The sequence below is a fragment of the Paraburkholderia terricola genome (assembly GCF_003330825.1).
In the GTDB taxonomy this organism is placed as follows: Bacteria; Pseudomonadota; Gammaproteobacteria; order Burkholderiales; family Burkholderiaceae; genus Paraburkholderia; species Paraburkholderia terricola.
Map to the genome: position 1 here is coordinate 2,981,346 of NZ_CP024942.1, position 20,995 is coordinate 3,002,340.

15 protein-coding genes are annotated in these 20,995 nt (G+C 65.8%); 11 read left to right on the top strand and 4 right to left on the bottom strand.

What is annotated here, in order from left to right; genetic code table 11:
* Positions 1-12 precede the first annotated feature (12 nt).
* Positions 13-2,694 (bottom strand): ATP-binding cassette domain-containing protein, encoded by a 2,682-nt coding sequence (locus CUJ90_RS31940; protein ID WP_114164627.1) that lies wholly within the window; start codon positions 2,692-2,694, stop codon positions 13-15.
* 535 nt (positions 2,695-3,229) lie between these two features.
* Here CUJ90_RS31940 and CUJ90_RS31945 point away from each other — a divergent pair.
* From CUJ90_RS31945 to CUJ90_RS31995, 11 genes are all read left to right on the top strand, one after another.
* Positions 3,230-4,525: a glycosyltransferase family 4 protein gene (locus CUJ90_RS31945; RefSeq protein WP_073431140.1), complete on the top strand. Its 1,296-nt coding sequence runs from the start codon at positions 3,230-3,232 to the stop codon at positions 4,523-4,525.
* Between the two features lie 86 nt (positions 4,526-4,611).
* Complete coding sequence (locus tag CUJ90_RS31950) at positions 4,612-5,214, top strand: D-glycero-alpha-D-manno-heptose-1,7-bisphosphate 7-phosphatase (RefSeq protein WP_073431141.1); 603 nt, start codon at positions 4,612-4,614, stop codon at positions 5,212-5,214.
* Between the two features lie 38 nt (positions 5,215-5,252).
* Complete coding sequence (locus CUJ90_RS31955) at positions 5,253-6,494, top strand: glycosyltransferase family 9 protein (RefSeq protein WP_208645301.1); 1,242 nt, start codon at positions 5,253-5,255, stop codon at positions 6,492-6,494.
* Between the two features lie 24 nt (positions 6,495-6,518).
* Positions 6,519-8,264 (top strand): carbamoyltransferase family protein, encoded by a 1,746-nt coding sequence (locus CUJ90_RS31960; RefSeq protein ID WP_073431143.1) that lies wholly within the window; start codon positions 6,519-6,521, stop codon positions 8,262-8,264.
* Entirely contained in the window at positions 8,261-9,337 is a 1,077-nt protein-coding gene (locus CUJ90_RS31965; RefSeq protein WP_114164629.1) for a glycosyltransferase family 2 protein, read from the top strand. Before CUJ90_RS31960 ends, CUJ90_RS31965 begins: the two co-directional genes overlap by 4 nt.
* A complete protein-coding gene (locus tag CUJ90_RS31970) occupies positions 9,334-10,473 on the top strand; it encodes a glycosyltransferase family 9 protein (protein ID WP_114164630.1) in 1,140 nt (379 codons plus the stop codon). The genes CUJ90_RS31965 and CUJ90_RS31970 overlap by 4 nt, the downstream gene beginning before the upstream one ends.
* Positions 10,463-11,419: a glycosyltransferase family 4 protein gene (locus tag CUJ90_RS31975; protein WP_073431145.1), complete on the top strand. Its 957-nt coding sequence runs from the start codon at positions 10,463-10,465 to the stop codon at positions 11,417-11,419. Before CUJ90_RS31970 ends, CUJ90_RS31975 begins: the two co-directional genes overlap by 11 nt.
* 47 nt (positions 11,420-11,466) lie before the next feature.
* Positions 11,467-12,465, top strand: a complete 999-nt coding sequence (locus tag CUJ90_RS31980; protein WP_073431146.1) for a UDP-glucuronic acid decarboxylase family protein — start codon at positions 11,467-11,469, stop codon at positions 12,463-12,465.
* A gap of 192 nt (positions 12,466-12,657) precedes the next feature.
* Complete coding sequence (locus CUJ90_RS31985; RefSeq protein ID WP_073431165.1) at positions 12,658-14,436, top strand: phospholipase C; 1,779 nt, start codon at positions 12,658-12,660, stop codon at positions 14,434-14,436.
* Positions 14,437-14,622: 186 nt separating this feature from the next.
* Positions 14,623-16,074, top strand: a complete 1,452-nt coding sequence (locus CUJ90_RS31990) for a cytochrome-c peroxidase (RefSeq protein WP_073431147.1) — start codon at positions 14,623-14,625, stop codon at positions 16,072-16,074.
* A gap of 107 nt (positions 16,075-16,181) precedes the next feature.
* Complete coding sequence (locus tag CUJ90_RS31995; RefSeq protein WP_073431148.1) at positions 16,182-16,868, top strand: HAD family hydrolase; 687 nt, start codon at positions 16,182-16,184, stop codon at positions 16,866-16,868.
* A 35-nt stretch (positions 16,869-16,903) separates the two neighbouring features.
* Here CUJ90_RS31995 and CUJ90_RS32000 read toward each other — a convergent pair whose 3' ends face one another.
* The 3 genes from CUJ90_RS32000 to CUJ90_RS32010 all read right to left on the bottom strand — a co-directional run bounded on the left by CUJ90_RS32000 (position 16,904) and on the right by CUJ90_RS32010 (position 20,857).
* Positions 16,904-17,296: a carboxymuconolactone decarboxylase family protein gene (locus tag CUJ90_RS32000; RefSeq protein WP_073431149.1), complete on the bottom strand. Its 393-nt coding sequence runs from the start codon at positions 17,294-17,296 to the stop codon at positions 16,904-16,906.
* 129 nt (positions 17,297-17,425) lie between these two features.
* Positions 17,426-18,811, bottom strand: a complete 1,386-nt coding sequence (cysS, locus tag CUJ90_RS32005) for a cysteine--tRNA ligase (RefSeq protein ID WP_073431150.1) — start codon at positions 18,809-18,811, stop codon at positions 17,426-17,428.
* A 495-nt stretch (positions 18,812-19,306) separates the two neighbouring features.
* Positions 19,307-20,857: a complex I subunit 4 family protein gene (locus CUJ90_RS32010; RefSeq protein WP_114164631.1), complete on the bottom strand. Its 1,551-nt coding sequence runs from the start codon at positions 20,855-20,857 to the stop codon at positions 19,307-19,309.
* Positions 20,858-20,995: the final 138 nt, after the last annotated feature.

Sequence of the window (20,995 nt, forward strand, 5' to 3'; positions counted from 1 at the left end):
CAAGCTCACGCTTCATACAGCCGCGCGCGCCGACGCCATCGCCAGATGCCGGATATCGGCGATCAACTGGTCCGCCGCGACGGGCTTCGTCAGATGCGCCTGGAAGCCCGCCGTTTTCGCGCGAATGCGGTCTTCGGCCTGGGCGTAGCCGGTCAGCGCAATGGCGGGCAAGCGCTCCTCCAGCGGCAATTCCCGCTCGGCTTCCAGACGCCGCAAGCGGCGCAGCACGTCGTAGCCGTCTTCATCGGCGAGCACGATATCGCACACCAGCGCGTGCGGCCATTGCTGCGTCGGCGTGTTCGCGAGCCAGGCGAGCGCCTCGTCGCCGGATGCCGCCAGCCTGACGCGCGCGCCGCTCGCGCTCAGCACCGCTTCGAGCGCGTCGCGCGCGTCTTCCTGATCGTCGATCGCCATCACGAAGAGACCGTCGAGCGGCATGGCCCGGTCGACAACGTCGGGCCCCTGGGTAGCGGGCGCGGGCGCGTCGGAGTCGGCCACCGGGCGCAGCGGCAACATGGCGACATAGGCGAGCCGCCCGCCCAGCGGCGTCAACGTGAAGCCGCCGCCCGCCGCGGCCAGGGTTTCTTCCATGTGCCGCGCGGCGGCCTGCGACAACTCTGCGGGTTTGTCGCCCATGCCGAGCACGCTCACCCATGCGTAGTTGTCGTGGCGCTCCACCCGCAGTTCGATGCGCTGCCCCGGCTTGGCCTGGACGATTTCGTCGCGGCACAGTTCGGCGATCAAAGGCTGCAACACGCTCGGGTCGCCGGTCACGCGCAAATCGGTGTCGGTGAGCACGGGATACAGCGTGACCCGATGAGCCGCCAACTCGTCGTGCAATGCGTCGATCACGCCGGCCGTCAACGCGGCGAGACTCACCGATCGCGCGGTGAGCTTGCGTTGCGCGTGCTCCAGTTCGCCTTGCTGCCATTGCAGCGACCACATCTTCGAATACACGCCCTCGCGCGCCAGCAGTTCGCGATGCGTGCCCTGCTCCACCACGCGCCCATGCTCCATCACCAGGATCCAGTCGGCGTCCACCACGGTGGAGAGGCGGTGCGCGATCACGATCGACGTGCGGCCTTGCGCGAGCCGCGTCAACTCGGTCTGGATCGCGCGCTCGGAGCGCGTGTCGAGCGCCGAGGTCGCCTCGTCGAACACGATGATGCGCGGGTCCTTCAGAATGGCCCGCGCGATCGCGATGCGCTGCCGCTCGCCGCCCGATAGCCGCACGCCGCGTTCGCCGACGCGCGTGTCGTAGTGATCCGGCAGACGTTCGATGAACTCGTTCAGTTGCGCCGCGCGCGCGGCGCGCACCACGTCGGCGCGGGTCGCCCCAGGGCGTCCATAGGCGATGTTGTAGGCGATGGTTTCGTTGAACAGCACCGTGTCCTGCGGCACGATGCCGATCGCCTCGCGCAAGCTCTTCTGCGTGACCTGGCCGATGTCCTGACCGTCGATGCGGATCGCGCCGTGGTTCGGCTGATACAGACGGAACAGCAGCTTGACGAGGGTCGACTTGCCCGAGCCGCTGCCGCCCACCACCGCCAGGGTCTTGCCCGGATACGCGTGAAAATCCACGTCGTGCAGAATTTGCCGCGCCGGGTCGTAGCCGAAATCCACGTGCTCGAACGAGATTTGCCCGGCGCTCACCTTGAGCGGTTGCGCCGCGGCTTCGTCGATGTCCTCGCCCACGCGCCCCTGCGTGCCGAGAATCGCGAACATGCGCTCGACGTTGACCATCGCGTCGTTGGTCTCGCGAAACACGAAGCCGAGCGTGTTGAGCGGCATGCAGATCTGGATGATGTAGGCGTTCACCAGAATCAGGTCGCCCACGCTCATTTGCCGCACCATCACATGCTGCGCGGCGAGCAGCATGATCGCCGCGATGCCGAGCGCGATCACCGCGCTTTGTCCCACGTGCAGCGCGGTCAGCGCGCGCTGATTGGCGGTTCGCGCGTGCACCCACTTTTCCAGCACGGCGTTCAGCCGCCGGGTCTCGGTGTCCTCGGTGGCGAAATACTTGACCGTGTCGTAGTTGAGCAGGCTGTCCACCAGCCTTCCGTCCGACTGCGCCTCGAGCACGTTCACCGCGCGCTGGTAAGCCACCCGCCGCCGCGTGAACACGAACGTATAGGCCGCATAACACACGAAGGTCGCGAAGATCACCAGCGTGAATTCGCGCGCATAGCTGCTCACCATGATCGCCACGATCGCGCTGATCTCGAAGGCGGTCGGCACGATCGTAAACAGCGCGACGCCGAGCAGAAAACCGATGCCGTCCGCGCCTTTCTGCACGTCGCGGACGATCGCGCCGGTTTCGCGCTTCGTATGAAAACGCGCGCTCATGCGGTGCAGATGCGCGAAGGTGCGCTCGGTGAACGCCGCGACCGTGCGCTGCGTGACGATGCTGAACACCACGTCGCGGGCTTCGTTGAGCGCGTCGCCGAGAAAACGCAGCAGCGCATAGGCCAGCACGAGGAACACCGGAAACAGCGCCTGCGCCGCCGGATGCCCGAGGTCGTCGACCACCCGCTTGAGCGCGAGCGGCATCAGCACGATGGCGAGTTTCGCCGTCACCATCAGCACGACGGCCGCGACGGTCTGGTTGCGGTAGCGCCAAACCGCGCGCGCGAGGTCGGCGACGATCCGGCGCGTCAGATCGGAGCGGGGCAGCGTGGCGGAATTCGGCATGGTGTCCCTGGTGAGGATTGATCGGCGGCAGTCAGAGATATTGTGCGCGGCTCATCCGCGATGCGCGAGCCCGGAACATTTCTGCGGCGCGTTCGACGCTTGTGCAAAACCTTGCGTGCGAGCCTGGCGAGTAACGAGCGGCAGTCAAGCAGCAAGCAAGCGCGCAGCAAGCGCCGCGCCCGCCGAACAGCGAAAAACGGCCTACGTATAGCGTAATTCGGTTCATCGCGAGGTTCGAGATTCACGCCAAAATTTTCCTCCTTGCAGGACGCGACGCACGCAACGCACGCGAAATTACATACCGCTTGTAGAAACAGGGAACGCCACAGCGTTGGTCCCGATGCAAACAGGGAACGTTACAGCGTCATAGGTGCAGTGCATGCGCCGGCAAGCGTTGCGGCCCGGCGTGGAAACGAACGGGCACATCGGATGCTCAGGCCGAAGTACATGCGTAGCCTCTGCGCCCCGCCCACCCGCTCTCGCGACGGCGCTCACGCCAACGCTTTGAAAACGCCCATCATGCGAAGGAACGTCAATGAAAGTCGCCCTCATCAGTGAACACGCCTCCCCTCTCGCGGTCGCCGGTGGCGTCGATAGCGGAGGACAAAACATTTACGTCGCGAACGTCGCGCGCCAACTGAGCGGGATGGGCCATCAAGTGGATGTGTTCACGCGGCGCGACCGCGCGTTGCTGCCGCTCGTCTCCGACATGGACGGCATTCGCGTGATTCACGTTCCGGCCGGGCCGCCGAAGCAGTTGCCGAAGGAACAACTGCTGCCCTTCATGGGCGAATTCGCCGCGTTTCTGATCGAGTTCTTCCGGCGCGAGCGCCAACCGTACGACGTGATGCATGCGAACTTCTTCATGTCGGGCCTCGCCGCGCTGAAGGTAAAAGCCGCGCTCGGCATCCCGCTCGTCACGACGTTTCACGCGCTCGGCCGCGTGCGTCGCCTTCATCAAGGCGCGGACGACGGCTTTCCCGACGAACGCTTCACCATCGAGGACGACCTCGTCGCGCGATCCGACGTGGTGGTGGCCGAATGCCCGCAAGACGAAGCCGACCTGATCGAGCACTACCGGGCCGATCCCGCCCGCATCGAAATCGTGCCGTGCGGCTTCGACGCCGACGAGTTCCAGCCGGTCGACCGCGCCACGGCCCGCAAGACGCTCGGCTGGCGGCAAGATGAATTTACGGTGCTGCAACTGGGGCGGCTCGTACAGCGCAAGGGCATCGACAACGTGGTGCGCGGCGTCGGCATGCTCAGGCAAAGCTTCGGCGCGCACGCGCAACTGTACGTGGTGGGCGGCAACTCGGACGCGCCCAACGAGCTCGCCACGCCCGAGATCGCGCGGCTGCGCGGCATCGCCGCGCAATGCGGCGTGGCCGGGCAAACCACCTTCATCGGCCGGCGCGGGCGCGCGCAACTGCGCTACTTCTATAGCGCCGCCGACGTGTTCGTGACCACGCCCTGGTACGAGCCGTTCGGCATCACGCCGGTCGAGGCGATGGCCTGCGGCACGCCGGTGATCGGCGCGGATGTCGGCGGCATCCGCTATTCGGTGGCCGACGGCGTGACCGGTTTCCTCGTGCCGCCGCGCGATCCGGCGGCGCTCGCCGCGCGTCTGGAGCAATTGCGGCGCGATCCGGCGCTCGCGCGCCGCATGGGCGAAGCGGGCCTCGCGCGGGCGCGCGCGGAATTCACGTGGCACGGCGTGGGCGAGTCGCTTGCGCACATCTATCGGCGCGCGGCGCGGCTTGCGCCCGCCCGCACGCGCGAGGAGCGCGAGGAGGTGCCGCTGCGCGCCGCGGCCGGCGCGTCGTTCCGCTAGCCGGCAGTTGCCGTTTCGATCCGCCAGGCCGCGCCGCGCGCTGCGGCGCCTGGCCACTCGCATCCGTTATGGGCAGGCGACACATCATGCTGGATACCGCCGTTTTCCTGGACAAGGACGGCACGTTGCTCGACGACGTGCCGTACAACATCGATCCGCAGTCAATGCGTTTCGCGCCCGGCGCGCGCGAGGCGCTAACGCTGCTGGCCGGCCATCCGTTCCAACTGATCGTGGTCAGCAATCAGTCGGGCGTCGCGCTCGGCAAGTTCGAGCGTGCCGCGTTGATCGAAGTGGAAGCGCAACTGCGCCGCATGTTCGCCGAATGCGGCGCCACGCTGGCCGGCGCCTATTGGTGCCCGCATCATCCGCGCGGCAGCGTGGCGCCGTACGCGACGCTCTGCGATTGCCGCAAGCCCGCGCCCGGCATGCTGCTGCGCGCGGCGCGCGAGCACCGGCTCGACCTCGCGCGAAGCTGGTTCATCGGCGACATTCTCGACGACGTCGAAGCGGGCAACCGCGCGGGCTGCCGCACGATTCTGCTCGATAACGGTCACGAAACCGAATGGCTCGAAGGACCGCGCCGCGTGCCCACCGCGCGCGCCGTCGATCTGTACGAGGCGGCGCGAATCGTCGTGCGCGACAGCGGCGCGGCGGCGCATGCCGCGCCGGCCGGCGAGGAAGCCGTGTAATGAACGCGCCGAACGCCCCGCTTCTTTTAGTTCAGCCGATGCTGGCGCATGCCCGCGTGCCGGACACGTCACCGGTCACGCGCTGGGGCGACGAGGTCAAGCGCATTCTGTGCGTGCGGCTCGACAATCTCGGCGACGTGCTGATGACCACGCCGGCGCTGCACGCGTTGCGCGAGGGCGCGCCCGGCCGTCATCTCACGTTGCTCGGCTCGAAGAGCGGGGTCGCGCTCGCGCCGTTCCTCGACGATGTGGACGACGTCATCGAATACGACGCACCCTGGGTCGCGAATCCGCATACGAACGCCCGCACGCTCGCCGACGATCAGCAGATGCAGGAGCGCTTGCGGCGCGGCGGCTTCGACGCGGCCGTGATCTTCACGGTGTATAGCCAGAGTCCGCTGCCCGCCGCGATGCTGTGCTATCTCGCCGGCATTCCGCGCCGTCTCGCGCATTGCCGCGAAAACCCCTACTCGCTGCTCACCGACTGGTTGCGCGAACCCGAGCCGCAGCAGCGCACGCGCCATGAAGTCGAACGGCAGCTCGATCTGGTGCGCCAGGTCGGCGCGCACTCGGCGGACACGCGCATGCGCTTCAGCGTCCACGCGAACGACCGCGCGACGTTGCAGGCGCAACTGGCGGCGCGCGGGGTCGATGGCGACGCCGCTTATATCGTGCTGCACCCCGGCGCGACCGCTGCGTCGCGGCGCTATCCGCCCGAACGCTTCGGCAAGGTGGCCGCGCGCCTCGGGCGCGAAACCCGCGCGCCCGTGCTGATTACCGGCGGTTCCACCGAGCGGCCGCTGGTCGAAGCCGTGATCGAGGCGGCCGGTCCGCGCGTGCGCAAGCAACTGCACGACTTGAGCGGCGCGTTGAAGCTGGGCGAACTCGCCGCGTTGATCGAACGCGCAAGCGTGCTGATCTCCAATAACAGCGGTCCGGTGCATCTCGCGTCCGCGCTCGCGACACCGGTGGTCGATCTGTACGCGCTGACCAATCCGCAGCACACGCCGTGGCAAACGCCGAATCGCGTGCTGTTTCGCGATGTCGAATGCCGCTGGTGCTATCGCAGCGTGTGTCCGCAGCAGCATCACGCGTGTCTGCTCGGCGTCGCGCCCGGCGAGGTCGTGCGAGCGGCACTGGACTTGCGGGCGCAGGCGCAGGCGCATCGGCAACCGGTCGACGGCGCGGCTGAAACGGCCAGCCAGGCCGCGCACGAGCCCGACGACGCCCCGCGCGCCGACTCGCCGCCTCCATTCACCGGCATACCGGTGGCCCCCTGAAACCCCACTTCATGGCGAACGCTCATGTACACACTCGGAATCAATGCCGTCTACCATGACAGCGCCGCGGCCCTGATGCGCGACGGCGTCGTGCTCGCCGCCGCCGAAGACGAGCGCTTCACGCACGTCAAGCATGCCAAGCGTCCCGTGCCGTTCTCGACGTGGCAACTGCCCTTCGACGCAATCGACTATTGCCTGAAAGCCGCCGGCATCACGCTGGCCGAGGTCGATCACGTCGCCTATTCATACGATCCCGCCTTGTTCGGCGGCATGCCCAGGCGCCCCGGCGCCACCATCGAACTGCCGTTCGATCCGGCCAGCACGCGCTTGACGGACCCGTCCGCGTCGCCGTGGGACCCGCTCTTTCTCAGCTACATCGCCAATGCGAAGGGGCAATTGCTCGACGGCGCGCCGCATCATCTGCGCAAGCGTTTTCAGGGCGTGGACCGCGACAAGGGCTTTACGTGGCACTTCGTCGAGCATCACCTCGCGCACGAGGCGAGCGCGTTTCTCGCCGCGCCGTTCGACGACACCGCCGTGCTCACGATGGACGGACGCGGCGAAGGCGTGACGACCAGCATGGGGCAATTCGTCGGCGGCGACTATACGCGGCTCAAGCAGGTCGAACTGCCGCATTCGCTCGGCTTGCTCTATGAGGCGGTGACGGATTGGCTCGGCTTCCTGCATTCATCCGACGAGTACAAGGTGATGGCGCTCGCGTCATACGGCAAGCCGGCCTACGTCGACGTGTTCCGCGAGATCGTGCGCTATCGCAGCGACGGCAGCTACACGGTGGACGCGCCGCGCCTCGTCGAACGGTTCGGCCCGCCGCGCGAACGTGGCGGCCCGCTCGAACAGCGTCACTTCGACATCGCCAATTCGCTGCAACGCGTGCTGGAAGAAACGGTGCTGCAACTCGGCAACTGGCTGCATGAACAGACCGGCTTGAGCAAGCTGACGATGGCGGGCGGCGTCGCGCTGAACTGCGTGATGAATTCGAAACTGCGCGACGCGGGCCCGTTCGACACGGTGTGGGTGCAACCCGCCGCGGGCGACGCGGGCACCGCGCTCGGCGCGGCGCTGTGGATCGACTATCAGGAACGCGGCAAGCTCGGCGACCGCACGCGCCGCTGGCGAATGGATCACGCCTATCTCGGCCCCGAGTACAGCGACGAGGAAATCGAGCAATTCCTGCGCTGGTCCAAAGTCCCCTATCGCCAGCTCATCGACATCGCCGGGGAAACCGCCGACCTGCTTGCCGAAGGCCAGGTGATCGGCTGGTATCAGGGGCGCACGGAATTCGGGCCGCGCGCGCTCGGCGCGCGCTCGATTCTCGCCTCGCCGATCGATCCGCGCATGCAGGCGAAGCTCAACGAGATCAAGGACCGCGAGGACTTCCGCCCGGTCGCGCCGGTCGTGATGGAAGAGCACGCGAGCGAGTGGTTCGTCGACGGCCAGGTCGCGCCGTTCATGCTGTTCATTTTCGACGTGCGCGCCGACAAGGCCGCGCGCATTCCGGCCGTGCGTCACGTGGACGGCACCGCGCGCGTGCAGACCGTGAACCGCGCGCAGCATCCGCTCTATTACGATCTGCTGGACGCGTTCAGGCAGCGCACCGGCGTGCCGATTCTGGTGAACACGTCGTTCAACACGCGCGGCGAGCCGATGGTGAATTCGCCGCGCGACGCGGTCGAATCGTTCTGGACCTCGCCGCTCGACGCGTTGGTGATCGGCCCGTTCCTCGTGCGCAAAGCGGGAGCCGGCGCATGAGTTCATCCGCGGGCGGACCGATCGAGCTGGGTTCGATCGACATGCCGGAGCACGCGGCGGAGCCGATCGCAGCCGGCTATCCCGGCGCGCTGCTTGCGCATCTGGACGTCTCGGTGGTCGTGCCGACCTACCGGCGCCCGGCGATGCTCGCCGCCTGCCTGCACGCGCTGATCGCCCAGGACTTCGCGCCGGAGCGCTACGAGATCATCGTGTGCGACGACGGTCCCGACGACAGCACGCGCGCCTGCGTCGAACGGTTTCGCGACGCCCAGGCGGCACGCGGCCCCGTGCTGCGCTATGTGCCGGTCACGCGCACCCAGGGACCGGCGGGCGCGCGCAATGCCGGCTGGCGCGTGGCCCGTTCGCCGATGATCGCCTTCACCGACGACGACACGCTGCCCAACCGGCAATGGCTCGCCAACGGCGTCGCGGCGCTCGCGCACGGCGCGGCCGCCGCCGCGGGCCGCATCGTCGTGCCGCTGCCCGCCTTGCCGACCGATTACGAAGCCGACGCGAGCGGCCTGGAGCGCGCCGAGTTCGCCACCGCGAACGCGTTCGTCGTGCGCAGCTTCCTCACGATGACGGGCGGCTTCGACGAACGCTTCACGTCGGCGTGGCGCGAGGATTCCGATCTGCAATTCAGGCTGCTGCATGCCGGCGGCAAGATCGTGCGCGCCGACGATGCGGTGGTCGTGCACCCCGTGCGGCCCGCGCGTTGGGGCGTGAGCCTCGCGCAGCAGAAGAAGAGCCAGTTCGACGCGCTGCTCTTCAAGAAGCACCCTGCACTCTTCAGGACGCGAATTCGCGCGACGCCGCCGCTGCTCTACTACGCGATTCTCGGCGCGGCGTTGCTCGCGCTGATCGGCGGCCTGGCGGGCGACGCTGCCGCCGCCTCCACCGGCCTCACCGTATGGATCGCGTTGACCGGCTACTTCTGCGTGCGCCGTTTGCGCGGGCGCGATCTCGGCTGGCGTCACGTCGCCGAAATGGCGTGGACGTCGATCCCGATTCCGTTTCTCTCGATCTTCTGGCGGCTCTACGGCGCTGTCCGTTTCAAGGTGTTCTTTCTATGACTCCACCCACGTTTCTCGCGGCGCTCGCGCCGCGCCGCATCGCCATTTTTCGCGCGCTGCAACTCGGCGACATGCTGTGCGCGGTGCCCGCGCTGCGCGCGTTGCGGCTCGCCGCGCCGCACGCGCATATCACGCTGATCGGCTTGCCGTGGGCGCAGGCGTTCGTCGATCGCTACACCGATCTGGTCGATGAACTCGTGGTGTTTCCCGGCGCGACGGGTTTTCCCGAGCAGCCGGAAACGGATGCGGGCCTGCCCGCGTTTTACGAAGCGATGCGCGCCCGCCACTTCGATCTCGCCATTCAACTGCACGGCAGCGGCGGCGTGGCGAACGATCTGCTGTTCGAATTCGGCGCCCGCGCCTATGCGGGCTTCGTGCAGGCGAACGAGCCGCACCGCGAGGGCGGCTTCATTGCCTGGCCCGAGCACCTGCCCGAGTCCGAGCGCTATCTCGCGTTGATGAGCGCGCTCGGCGCGCCGGTCATCGCGCCGCGTCTGTCGTTTCCGCTAACCGAGCAGGACGCGGCCGAATACGCGTCGCTCGTCGCCGGGCATGGCATCGAAGCGCATCGGCTGGTGCTGATTCATCCGGGCGCGCAGTTGCCGTCGCGCCGCTGGCCCGCCGAGCGCTTCGCGCAGGTCGCGGACCACCTCGCCGCCGACGGCTGGCAGATCGCGATCACCGGCACCGCGGCGGAAGCGCCGGTCACCGGCGCGGCGCTCGGCGCGATGACCGCGCCCGCGCTGCACCTGGGCGGCGCGACCTCGGTGGGCGGACTCGCCGCGCTGGTCGACCACGCGCGGCTGGTGGTGTGCAACGACACCGGCATGTCGCATATCGCGGCGGCGATGGACACCGCCTCGGTCGTGATCGCCTCGGGTAGCGACACGCGGCGCTGGGCGCCGCTCGACCACGAACGGCATCGCGTGCTGGCCGACTATCCGGCGTGCCGGCCGTGCATGTTCCGCGACTGTCCGTATGGTCATCCGTGCGCGTTGAACATCGGCGTGGAACGCGTGGTGGAGACGGCGCGCGCGCAGCTTGCGCGAGTTGGCGACGCGCGCCCGGCGCAGCCGTACGCGCTGCACGCGTCATCCGGCAACCTCGGTTTTCAGGAGCCGCATCATGCTGCGTGACTGCCGCCGCCTGCGGGTGCTGACCTGGCACGTGCACGGCAACTATCTGTACTACCTCACCCAGGCGCCGCACGATTTTTATCTCGTCACGCGGCCCGGCCATCCGCCCGGTTATGCGGGCAAGGTCGGCGTGCTGCCGTGGGGCGACAACGTTCACGAGGTCGACGCGGAGGACGTGCGCAACCAGGAATTCGACGTCATCCTGTATCAGCACAAGACGCATTGGGAACACGACCGCGAGCACGTGCTGAGCGAAGCGCAACGGCGCTTGCCGCGCGTCTATGTCGAGCACGATCCGCCGCAGGACAATCCGTTTCAGCAATGGCATTGGGTCGACGACCCCGACACGCTGCTGGTACACGTCACGCATTTCAACCGCCTGATGTGGGATTGCGGCGTCACGCCCACCCGCGTCATCGAGCATGGCGTGGTGGTGCCCGAGCGCGTGCGCTACACCGGCGAACTGGGGCGCGGCATCGTGGTGGTGAACCATCTGGCGCAGCGCGGACGCCGGCTCGGCGCGGACGTGTTCAGCGAGGTGCGCACGCGCGTGCCGCTCGATCTGGTCGGCATGGACGCCGAGCGGCTGGGCGGGCTCGGCGAAATCGGCAATCTCGATCTCGCCGGGTTCAGCGCGCGCTATCGCTTCTTCTTCAATCCGATTCGCTGGACCAGCCTCGGCCTCGCGATCGTGGAGGCGATGACGATCGGCATGCCGATCGTCGGCCTCGCCACCACCGAACTGGCCACCGTGATCCGCAACGGCGAAAACGGCTTCGTGCATACCGACGTGGATGCGCTCGTCGACGCAATGAACGACCTGCTGCGCGATCCGGACGAAGCGCGGCGTCTCGGCGAAGGCGCGCGGCGCACGGCGCTGGAGCGCTTTCACATCGACCGCTTCGCGCAGGACTGGCACGACGCGCTGCTGCAAGTCACCGCCTGAGCCGGCCGGCCCGCGAAACCGACGCGCTCCACTATCGAGAACACATCATGAAAGAACTCACCCGCAAGCGGATTCTCGTCACCGGCGGCGCCGGTTTTCTCGGCTCGCATTTGTGCGAACGGCTCGTCATGCAAGGGCACGACGTGCTGTGCGTGGATAACTTCTACACCGGCACGAAGGACAACATCGCGCATCTGCTCGATTGCCCCAACTTCGAATTGATGCGGCACGACGTGACCTTTCCGCTCTACGTGGAAGTGGACGAGATCTTCAACCTCGCCTGCCCGGCCTCGCCGGTCCACTATCAGCACGATCCGGTGCAGACCACCAAGACCAGCGTGCACGGCGCGATCAACATGCTGGGGCTCGCGAAGCGCGTGAAGGCGAAAATCTTCCAGGCGTCGACGAGCGAGGTGTACGGCGACGCGCTCGTGCATCCGCAAAAAGAGGACTACTGGGGCCATGTGAATCCGATCGGTCCGCGTTCGTGCTACGACGAAGGCAAACGCTGCGCCGAAACGCTGTTCATGGATTACCGGCGCCAGCACGGGCTGTCGATCCGTATCGCGCGCATCTTCAATACGTATGGGCCGCGCATGCATCCCGCCGATGGCCGCGTGGTCTCGAACTTCATGATGCAGGCCTTGCACGGCGAGCCCATCACCCTCTACGGCGACGGTTCGCAAACCCGCTCGTTCTGCTATGTGGACGACATGATCGACGCGTTCATCGGCTTGATGAACACGGCGGATGATTCGGGCGGCCCCGTCAATCTCGGCAATCCGCATGAAGTGAGCATGCTGGAGATCGCCGGGCGCATCGTCCAGTTGACCGGTTCTTCATCGCGCTTCGAATTGCGGCCCCTGCCGACCGACGATCCGTGGCATCGCCGGCCGGATATTTCGCGCGCGCGCGAGTTGTTCGGCTGGGAGCCGCGAACCGGACTCGACGAAGGGTTGAAGGCGACCGCGCAATATTTCCGCGCGCGAATCGAGGCAGGCGCGGCGGCTGCCCGGCCGCCGCATGTCAGCGGAACGACAGCCTGAGTTATGCAAACGAATGGCGATCGAGAGGTGACGTAATGTCCACGCCCCGAAATCTTAATCAGCGGGTGTTTCAATGCGCGCAGTTTCTTGCGGCAAGACCATCAGCACCCTTTCTAACAATATCCCCAGCTCATTTCCACACGCACGTCGATGGAAACGCTGAACGGCGAAGTCGAATCTGGAGCCCGTCACATGTTCCGTAGAACCCTCTTACCCATTCCGCTTGCGGCGCTGCTCGCGCTCGCCGCGTGCGGCAACGATACCGTGAGCCCGAGCGCGTCCGCGCCCGCCGCGATGGTGTCGGCGCAGGACGCCGTTGCAACGGCCACGCCGATCAAGCACGTGGTCGTGATCTTCGGCGAGAACGTGTCGTTCGATCATTACTTCGCGACCTACCCGCAAGCCGCCAATCCGGTCGGCGAGCCGCAATTCACGGCGGCGGCCGGCACGCCGGCGGTCAACAACCTCAGCAGCAACAACCTCATCGCGACGAACCCGAACGCGCTGCCCACCTCACCGAACACGGCGGGCCGCACGGTCGGCCTCGTGACGATTCTCGGCCTCGGCCTGCCGGCAGCCGATCTGCTGCCGTTCCGTCTGGACCGCTCGCAGGCCAACACGGCGAGCCAGAATCACGCGTATGCCGCGGAACAGCTCGCCTACAACAACGGCGCGATGGACTCGTTCCCGCTCTTCACGGCGGCGGGTTCGACGATTGCCGGCAGCACCGGCGCGTTTGCGACGAAGGGCCAGGTGCTCGGCTACTTCGACGGCAATACCGTCACCGCCTTGTGGAACTACGCGCAGAACTTCGCGATGAACCAGAACGCGTACACCGATACCTACGGTCCGTCGACGCCGGGCGCGCTCGCCGTCGTGTCGGGGCAGAACAACGGCGTGATCGTGTCGGGCGGCACTTCCGCCAACGCGATTCCCGATTCGACGGGCGGCTTCACGATGATCGGCGATCTCGACCCGACCGGCGACGTCTGCACGATCGCGGCGCACAGCACCGTGACGGGCACGATGTCGTCGCAGAACAGGAACATCGGCGACCTGCTCAACGCGAAGGGCCTCACGTGGGGCGGCTTCATGGGCGGCTTCAACCTGCAGACGGTCAATCCGAACGGCACCACCGGCTGCGCGCGCTCCACGTTCTCGCAAGTGCTGAACGCGACCAAGACCGACTACGTGCAGCATCATGCGTGGTTCCAGTATTACGCGAGCACGGCCAACCTCGCGCATACGCGTCCGTCGTCGACGGCGCTGATCGGCTCGACCGATCCGCTCGACAACACCGCCACGCCGGTTCACCACCAGTACGACACGGACGACTTCTTCGCCGCGGTGAAGGCGGGCAACTATCCGTCGGTGAGCTTCCTGAAAGCGCCCGCCGTGGAAGACGGCCATCCGGGCAATTCCGATCCGATCGACGAGCAGGCCTTCGTCACGAAGGTGGTCAACTTCCTGGAACAGCAGCCCGACTGGAAGAACACCGCCGTGATCGTCGCCTATGACGATTCGGACGGCTGGTACGACCATCGCTTCAAGGCGCCGACGAGTTCGTCGTTCGACTCGACCACCGCGCAATCGGCCGGCGGCAAGACGGTGGCCGGCAGCGACAACCTCTCCGGCGCGGGCCAGTGCACGGCGGCGGGCGCGGTGCAGCCGCAGGGCGTGAACGGCGGCGCGGTGAACGGCCGTTGCGGTCCGGGTACGCGCACGCCGTTTATCGTGGTGTCGCCGTGGGCCAAGGTCAATTTCGTCGACGACACGCCGATCACGCAGGCCTCCGTGGTGCGCTTCATCGAGGACAACTGGCTGGGCGGCCAACGCCTCGGCGGCGGTTCGTTCGACGCGAGCGCGGGCAGCATCATGAACCTGTTCGACTTCGCGGGCGCGGGCAAGACGCCGCCGCTGTATCTCGATCCGAACCTCGGCACGAAGCTCTCGGCGCCGCCCGCTATTTGAGCGCGCTCATGCCTCATGCCGTGCGTGGCGCGATCCACACAGCCGTATTCGTGCATCGCGCCCGCAAGCAAGGCTTCAAACCCAGCGTGAAAGACCGCGAGATGTAATCAGGCGTCGAGCCAGTGCAAACGTGCTGGCTCGATTCGCGTTTTGATCGCACCGATCGAATGACTTGTCACCAACGCCATGAACCATTCTTCAGACACCACCTTGCCATCGCCTTTGCCCGCGGGCGGCGAGCCGGGTCCGGTGATCGCCCGCCGCTCGCGGCGCAAGCGGCTTGCATGGAGCGCGGCGGGCATCGCGCTCGCCTTCATCGTTTATTGCGCGTATGCGCTGGTCTACCCCGAGCGCATGCCGCCCGCGGTGGGCGCGATCGTCGAGGACCTCACCGGCGCGAATCCGCATCCGGTTCATTTGCTGCGTCCGCAAAACGCACCGCTGAGCGCGGTCGCTCTGCTCGGCAAACAGATTTTCTTCGACACGAGCCTGTCGGCTTCCGGCACGCAATCGTGCGCGTCGTGCCACTCGCCGCAGCATTCGTATGGGCCGGATAACGCGTTCCCCGTGCAACTCGGCGGCGCGCATCTGAATCAGGCGGGCTACCGGCCGCCGCCTTCGCTGACGTATCTGTACCGGCAGGCGCCGTTCAGCATCGGCCCGGATCAGGGCGACACCGACGCGCCGGTGGACATGACGCAACTCGCGTCGCAGGCCGCGGGCATGCAGCGCGCGCAAAAGACCGCGCTCGCCGCGCCCGCCGCTCCGGCGATGGTGCCGCAAGGCGGCTTGTTCTGGGACGGCCGCGCCGATACGTTGCAGGACCAGGCGCTTGGGCCGCTGACGAATCCGGTGGAAATGGCCAATGCCACGCCGGAGGATGTCGCGCGCAAGCTGCTGCAAACCCGGTACGTGGATCAGTTCAGGCAACTGTTCGGCCCCGCTATCGTCGGCAACCCGAGCCTGTTGATTTCCGAGGCGATGTTCGCCGTGGGTCGGTATCAGATCGAGGACCCGTCGTTTCATGCGTTCAGCAGCAAGTACGACGACTGGCTCGAAGGCAAGGCGCGTCTCACGCATGCCGAACTGCATGGCTTGCAGCTATTCAACGATAAAGACAAGGCCAACTGCGCGGGCTGCCATTTGAGCCAGCCGAGCAAGGACGGCTTGCCGCCGCTCTTCACCGACACGCAGTATGAAGCGCTGGGCGTGCCGCGCAATCCGGCGATTCCGGCCAACAAGAACCCGACCTTCTTCGACATGGGCGTATGCGGGCCGTTTCGCCACGATCTCGCACAACAGACGCAGTACTGCGGGATGTTCCTGACGCCGACCTTGCGCAATGCGGCGCAACGCAAGGTGTTTTTTCATAACGGCGTGTATCACGATCTGAAGCAGGTGATGGACTTCTATAACCTGCGCAATACCGCGCCGGAAAAGATCTATCCGCGCGACGCGGCCGGCAAGGTGCGGAAGTACGACGATCTGCCGGCGCAGTACCACGCCAACGTCGATGTCGGCGACGCGCCGTTCGATCGCAAGTTCGGCGATCAGCCCGCGATGAACGATCAGGACATACAGGACATCATCGCGTTCATGAAAACGTTGAACGACGGGTATCAGGACGGCAAGTCCTGAAGCGTGACGGCGCACGCATGCCTCGCGCTGCCGCTGCGCTGCGCGGCGTCGTGAGAGCCGGTGAGGTATCCTTGCCGGCTCCACGAACTTTTATCCCTACCCGCCAGATGGCCGATTTTCCCTTCGACGCCGTACTCTTCGACTGCGACGGCGTGCTCGTCGATTCAGAACCCATCACCAACCGCGTGCTCACCGACATGCTCGGCGAGTTGGGCTGGCATTTGAGCGTCGAAGAGACGATGCGCATTTTTGTCGGCAAGGCCGTGAAGGACGAAGCCGCGTTGATCGAGGCGCGCACCGGCTACGCGATCACGGCGGACTGGCTCATGCAGTTTCGCGCGCGCCGCAATGCGGCGCTCGATCGGGAACTGGTGGCGATTCCGGGCGCGGCGGCCGCGGTGCGCGCGCTTCATTCGGCGCTGAACGGACGCATTGCGGTGGCGTCGGGCGCGGACCGCATCAAGGTGGAATTGCAACTCGCCAAGGCGGGCATTCTCGAGTGCTTCGAAGGGCGGATTTTCAGCGGTCACGAAACGCCTCGCAGCAAGCCGTATCCCGACGTCTATCTGGCGGCCGCCGCCGCATTGGGCGTGGACCCGCGCCGTTGCGCGGTGGTGGAGGATACGGTGACGGGCGCAACGGCGGGCGTGGCCGCCGGCGCCACCGTGTTCGGCTATTGCCCGAGCGAGTTGGGCCACAGCAGCGCCACCGCCTTGCATGGCGCGGGCGCGGCGCAGATCTTTCGGGACATGGCCGGGTTGCCTCGCCTGCTCGCGGAATGGAGCGCGCGTTAAAGGCGCGTTGCGTTTAACGCTAACGCCGCGTTCGGCTATTCGAACGCGGGGTCGATCGGTACGCGATAGCCCACGGCGAGACGGTTGGTCTCGTTCGCCATGCCGACCACCGCCAGCAGTTCGCCGAACATCTCGTCGGTCATGCCGGCGCGCCGCGCCGCGGCCGTGTGGCTCGCGACGCAATAGCCGCAGTTGTTGGTCACGCTCACCGCGACGTAAAGCAGTTCCTTGATCAGCGGATCGAGCGCGCCCGGCGCCATGACATCTTTCAGGCTGTCCCACGTGCGCGCGAGTGTCGGCGGATGGTTGGCGATGAATTTCCAGAAGTTGTTGACGTCGTCCACCTGGCGGGTCTGCTTGATGTCGTCGTAGACCGCTTTGACTTGCGGGGATGCGGTGGAATAGTCGATGGGTTGAAGCTGGCTCATGGGTGCTCCTTTTGGTGCTGGGTTGGTGCTGGGTTGGTGATGGGCGGCGCGGCTCGCGCCTTTGTCAATTGTGCCCACAATCTTGCGAGCGGTGCGCGCGGACGGTCGGCGCCGCGATCCAGCGCCGCACTATCGCGGTTTATCGAGCGGCCGCAGCACTTGCCCACTCAAGCTGTCTTCCACATGCCAGCCCGCCGCTCGCAACGCATCACGCAGACGGTCGGCTTCGCTCCAACGCCTGGCCTCGCGGGCCTTTACGCGCTCTTGCGCCAGTAGCGCGACTTCCGCGGGAATCGTGGCGGTGTCGTCTCGCCAGTCAGCGAGACCGAGACCGAGTACCGCATCCAGGCGATCGACGGTCGCTCTTCGCGTCGCGGCAGGCAATTCGCTCCTCACCACGTCCCACAACACCGCCAGTGCGCGCGGCAGGTTCAGATCCAGATCGACCTCGGCCTTGAAGCGGGCCATGCAATTCGCGTCCGGCGTGCCGCCCTCCGGCCACTGTGCGTAAGTGCGGCGCAAGCGTTCCAACGCGGCTTGCGCCGCATTCAGCGCGGCATCGTTAAAACGTAAACTGCTCCGATAATGGGCGCTCAGGCACAAATAACGGTAGGCAAGCGGATCGATGCCGCGCTCGCTCAACGTCCTCAGGCGCACAAAGTCACCTCCCGACTTCGACATCTTGCCGGTGTCCAGCGTGAGGAAATGGCCGTGCATCCAGAAATTTGCGAGTCGCGTGCCGTGGCGCGCCTGAGTCTGCGCGATTTCATTGCTGTGATGCACGGCAATGTGATCTTCACCGCCGCAATGAATATCGAACCACGGTCCGAGATATTTCGCCGACATCGCCGAGCACTCGATATGCCAGCCTGGAAAACCGCGTCCCCACGGACTGTCCCATTCCATTTGACGCGTGGCGCCGGGCGGGCTGAATTTCCACAGCGCGAAGTCCGTCGCATGCCGCTTTTCCCCAAGCGCAATCCGCTTGCCGGCATGCAGGCCCGCTGCGTCGAGACGCGCCAAATAGCCGTAATCGTCCTGCCTGCTCGTGTCGAAGTAGACACCGTCCGTCGTCGTGTACGTGTAGCCATTGCGCTCGAGCCCGTCGATAAAGTCGATCTGCTCGGCAATGTGATCGGTCGCGCGGCACCAGACGGCGGGCTCCAGCAAATTGAGCGCGCGCCAGTCGTCCATGAACGCCGACGTGTACCGTTCGGCAATCGCCCATGCGGATTCGCCGGTGCGCCGGCTGCCCTTTTCCATCTTGTCTTCGCCTTCGTCCGCATCGGAGACGAGATGGCCGACGTCGGTAATGTTGACGACGTGCCGCACGATGTAGCCGTTCAGCGTCAGCACGCGCCGCAGTACGTCTTCGAACACATACGTTCGAAGATTGCCGATATGCGCGTGGTCGTACACGGTGGGGCCGCAGCAGTAGAGGCCAACGTGATTCGCGCGAATCGGCTTGAAAGCGCGCAAGGCGCGCGACCACGTGTCGTACAGGGTGAGCGGCATTTTGATTCTTTCGCGCTGAGTGCTTCATGAATGAAAAAAGCCACCGGTCGTGTAACGGGTGGCCTCAGGGATACGGACGTGTTCAGCTCGACTCGCTAGACGCAAGCTCCCCTCGGCAGGCTGTGACAGCATGCGCGCAAAGAATGCGGACGGGAAAGAATAGAAGCGATCATGGAAACGATGCTAACTGGTGTTTGCGGGCGGGTCAATCTCAAAGCCGTCGAGCCCCACGGCGTGCCATATGCCCGTCGACACAAAAACCCCTTCAAGACGCGCCGATCACATGAGCGCGGTCAGCGCTGTGAACGAGCACGCTTCCAAACCAGAGGTCTTCATGTGCGGGAAGAAAACCGGATGCACGACGACCTGCACGAGAATCTGAACCACCGCGTCATGCAAGAGCGTGATTCAAGAGGCTTGTCTCGAAGCGCGCAGAACTGTTTTTGACGCAGCATCCGCGCCGCACATGCCGCACCCGCAATGCACCCCACCCCATCAGCCCGGCGTGCGGACCGCCACAGCAGCAGGAACCGCCGCCTGCAAATGATCGCCGCCGTCCGGCGCCGACTCCGCAGGACGTACCGACCGCTCCGATTGCGCCAGCAGCGTGCCGACCGAAGGATCGATCGCATCGGTAAACGGCTTCGGATCGAGGCCGATGGCGAGCACGAGCAGCGCCATTGCGCCGAGCAAGACGAACTCGCGCTTGCCGAGATCCCGAAGCTTCGCGACGCGCGCATTGGCAATCGCGCCGAAGATCACGCGCTTGTACATCCACAGCGTGTAGGCCGCGCTCAGGATCAGCGTGGAAGCCGCGATCGAGCCGATCCAGAAGTTGAAGCGGATCGCGCCCATCAGCACCATGAACTCGCCGACGAAACCCGAGGTGCCCGGCAGCCCGATATTGGCCATCGAGAACAGCATCACGAATGCGGCGAAGCGCGGCATCGTATTGGCGACGCCGCCGTATTCGGCGATCGACGCGGTTTTCGTGCGGTCGTACAGCATGCCCGTACACAACAGCATCGCGCCGGACACCACGCCGTATGACAGCATCTGCACGATCGCGCCGGCCTGGCCGATGCGGTTGAAGACGAACAGACCGAGCGTGACGAGCCCCATGTGTGCGACCGTCGAATAGGCGAGCAAACGGCGCATGTCGGTTTGCACGAGCGCCAGCAGGCTCGCATAGATCACCGCGACGAGCGACAGCGTGATCATCATCGGCGCGAAGAAGTGGCTTGCCTGCGGCGCGATCGGCAACGCGAAACGCAGCAGGCCATAACCGCCCAGCTTCAGCATGCCGATCATCACGGCGGCGCCGGTCGGACCGTCGAGGTGAACGTCCGGCAGCCAGCTATGCAGCGGCCACATCGGCACCTTCACACCGAAGGCAGCGAGAAAGCCCAGGAAGATCAGAACCTGCGGCATGGTGCCGAGGCGCGTTTCACGCCATAGCGCGAGGTCGAAGCTGTGCGTCTGACTATACAGATACAGCATCGACATCAGCATCATCAGCGAGCCGAGGAACGAGACGAAGAAGAACTTCACCGCGGCGTACGAGCGGTTCGAATGCCCCCACGTGCCGATCAGCAGATAGAGCGGAATCAGCGTCGCTTCGAACGAGATGAAGAACAACATGCCGTCGAGCGACGTGAACACGCCTTGCATGAAACCGGACAGCATCAGGAACGCGCCGAAGTACTGCGCGGTGCGCTCGGTGATCGACTCCCACGAAGCCACGACGATGATGATCGTCGTAAGCGCGGTCAGCGCGACCAGCCACAGCGAAATTCCGTCCACCCCCACATGCCACGCGATATCGAAGGTGGGCGACCAGCGGACGTTCTCGACGAACTGCATCGACGTGACGTCGTTGCGGAAATTCGCGACCAGCGGAATCACCGGCAGGAAGCCCGCCACCGCACCGGCGAGAGCGAGCATGCGGGTGCGGCCGCGGGCCTTGTCCGATCCGGCGCGCAGCACGACCAGGCCGGCAACAATGGGGATCCAGATGAGAAGACTGAGAAGCGGAGGCAATGGCATGTGTTCTTGGATACTTGGTGTGCGAAAACGAGTGCAAAACACCCCTCCAATACTTTCAAATGAGAAAGCATTGAAACGGATTTGAAGGCTTTGGTTCGCTGAGGAAGTCGGGCGGTACTAAACGACGTTTCTTTGAGG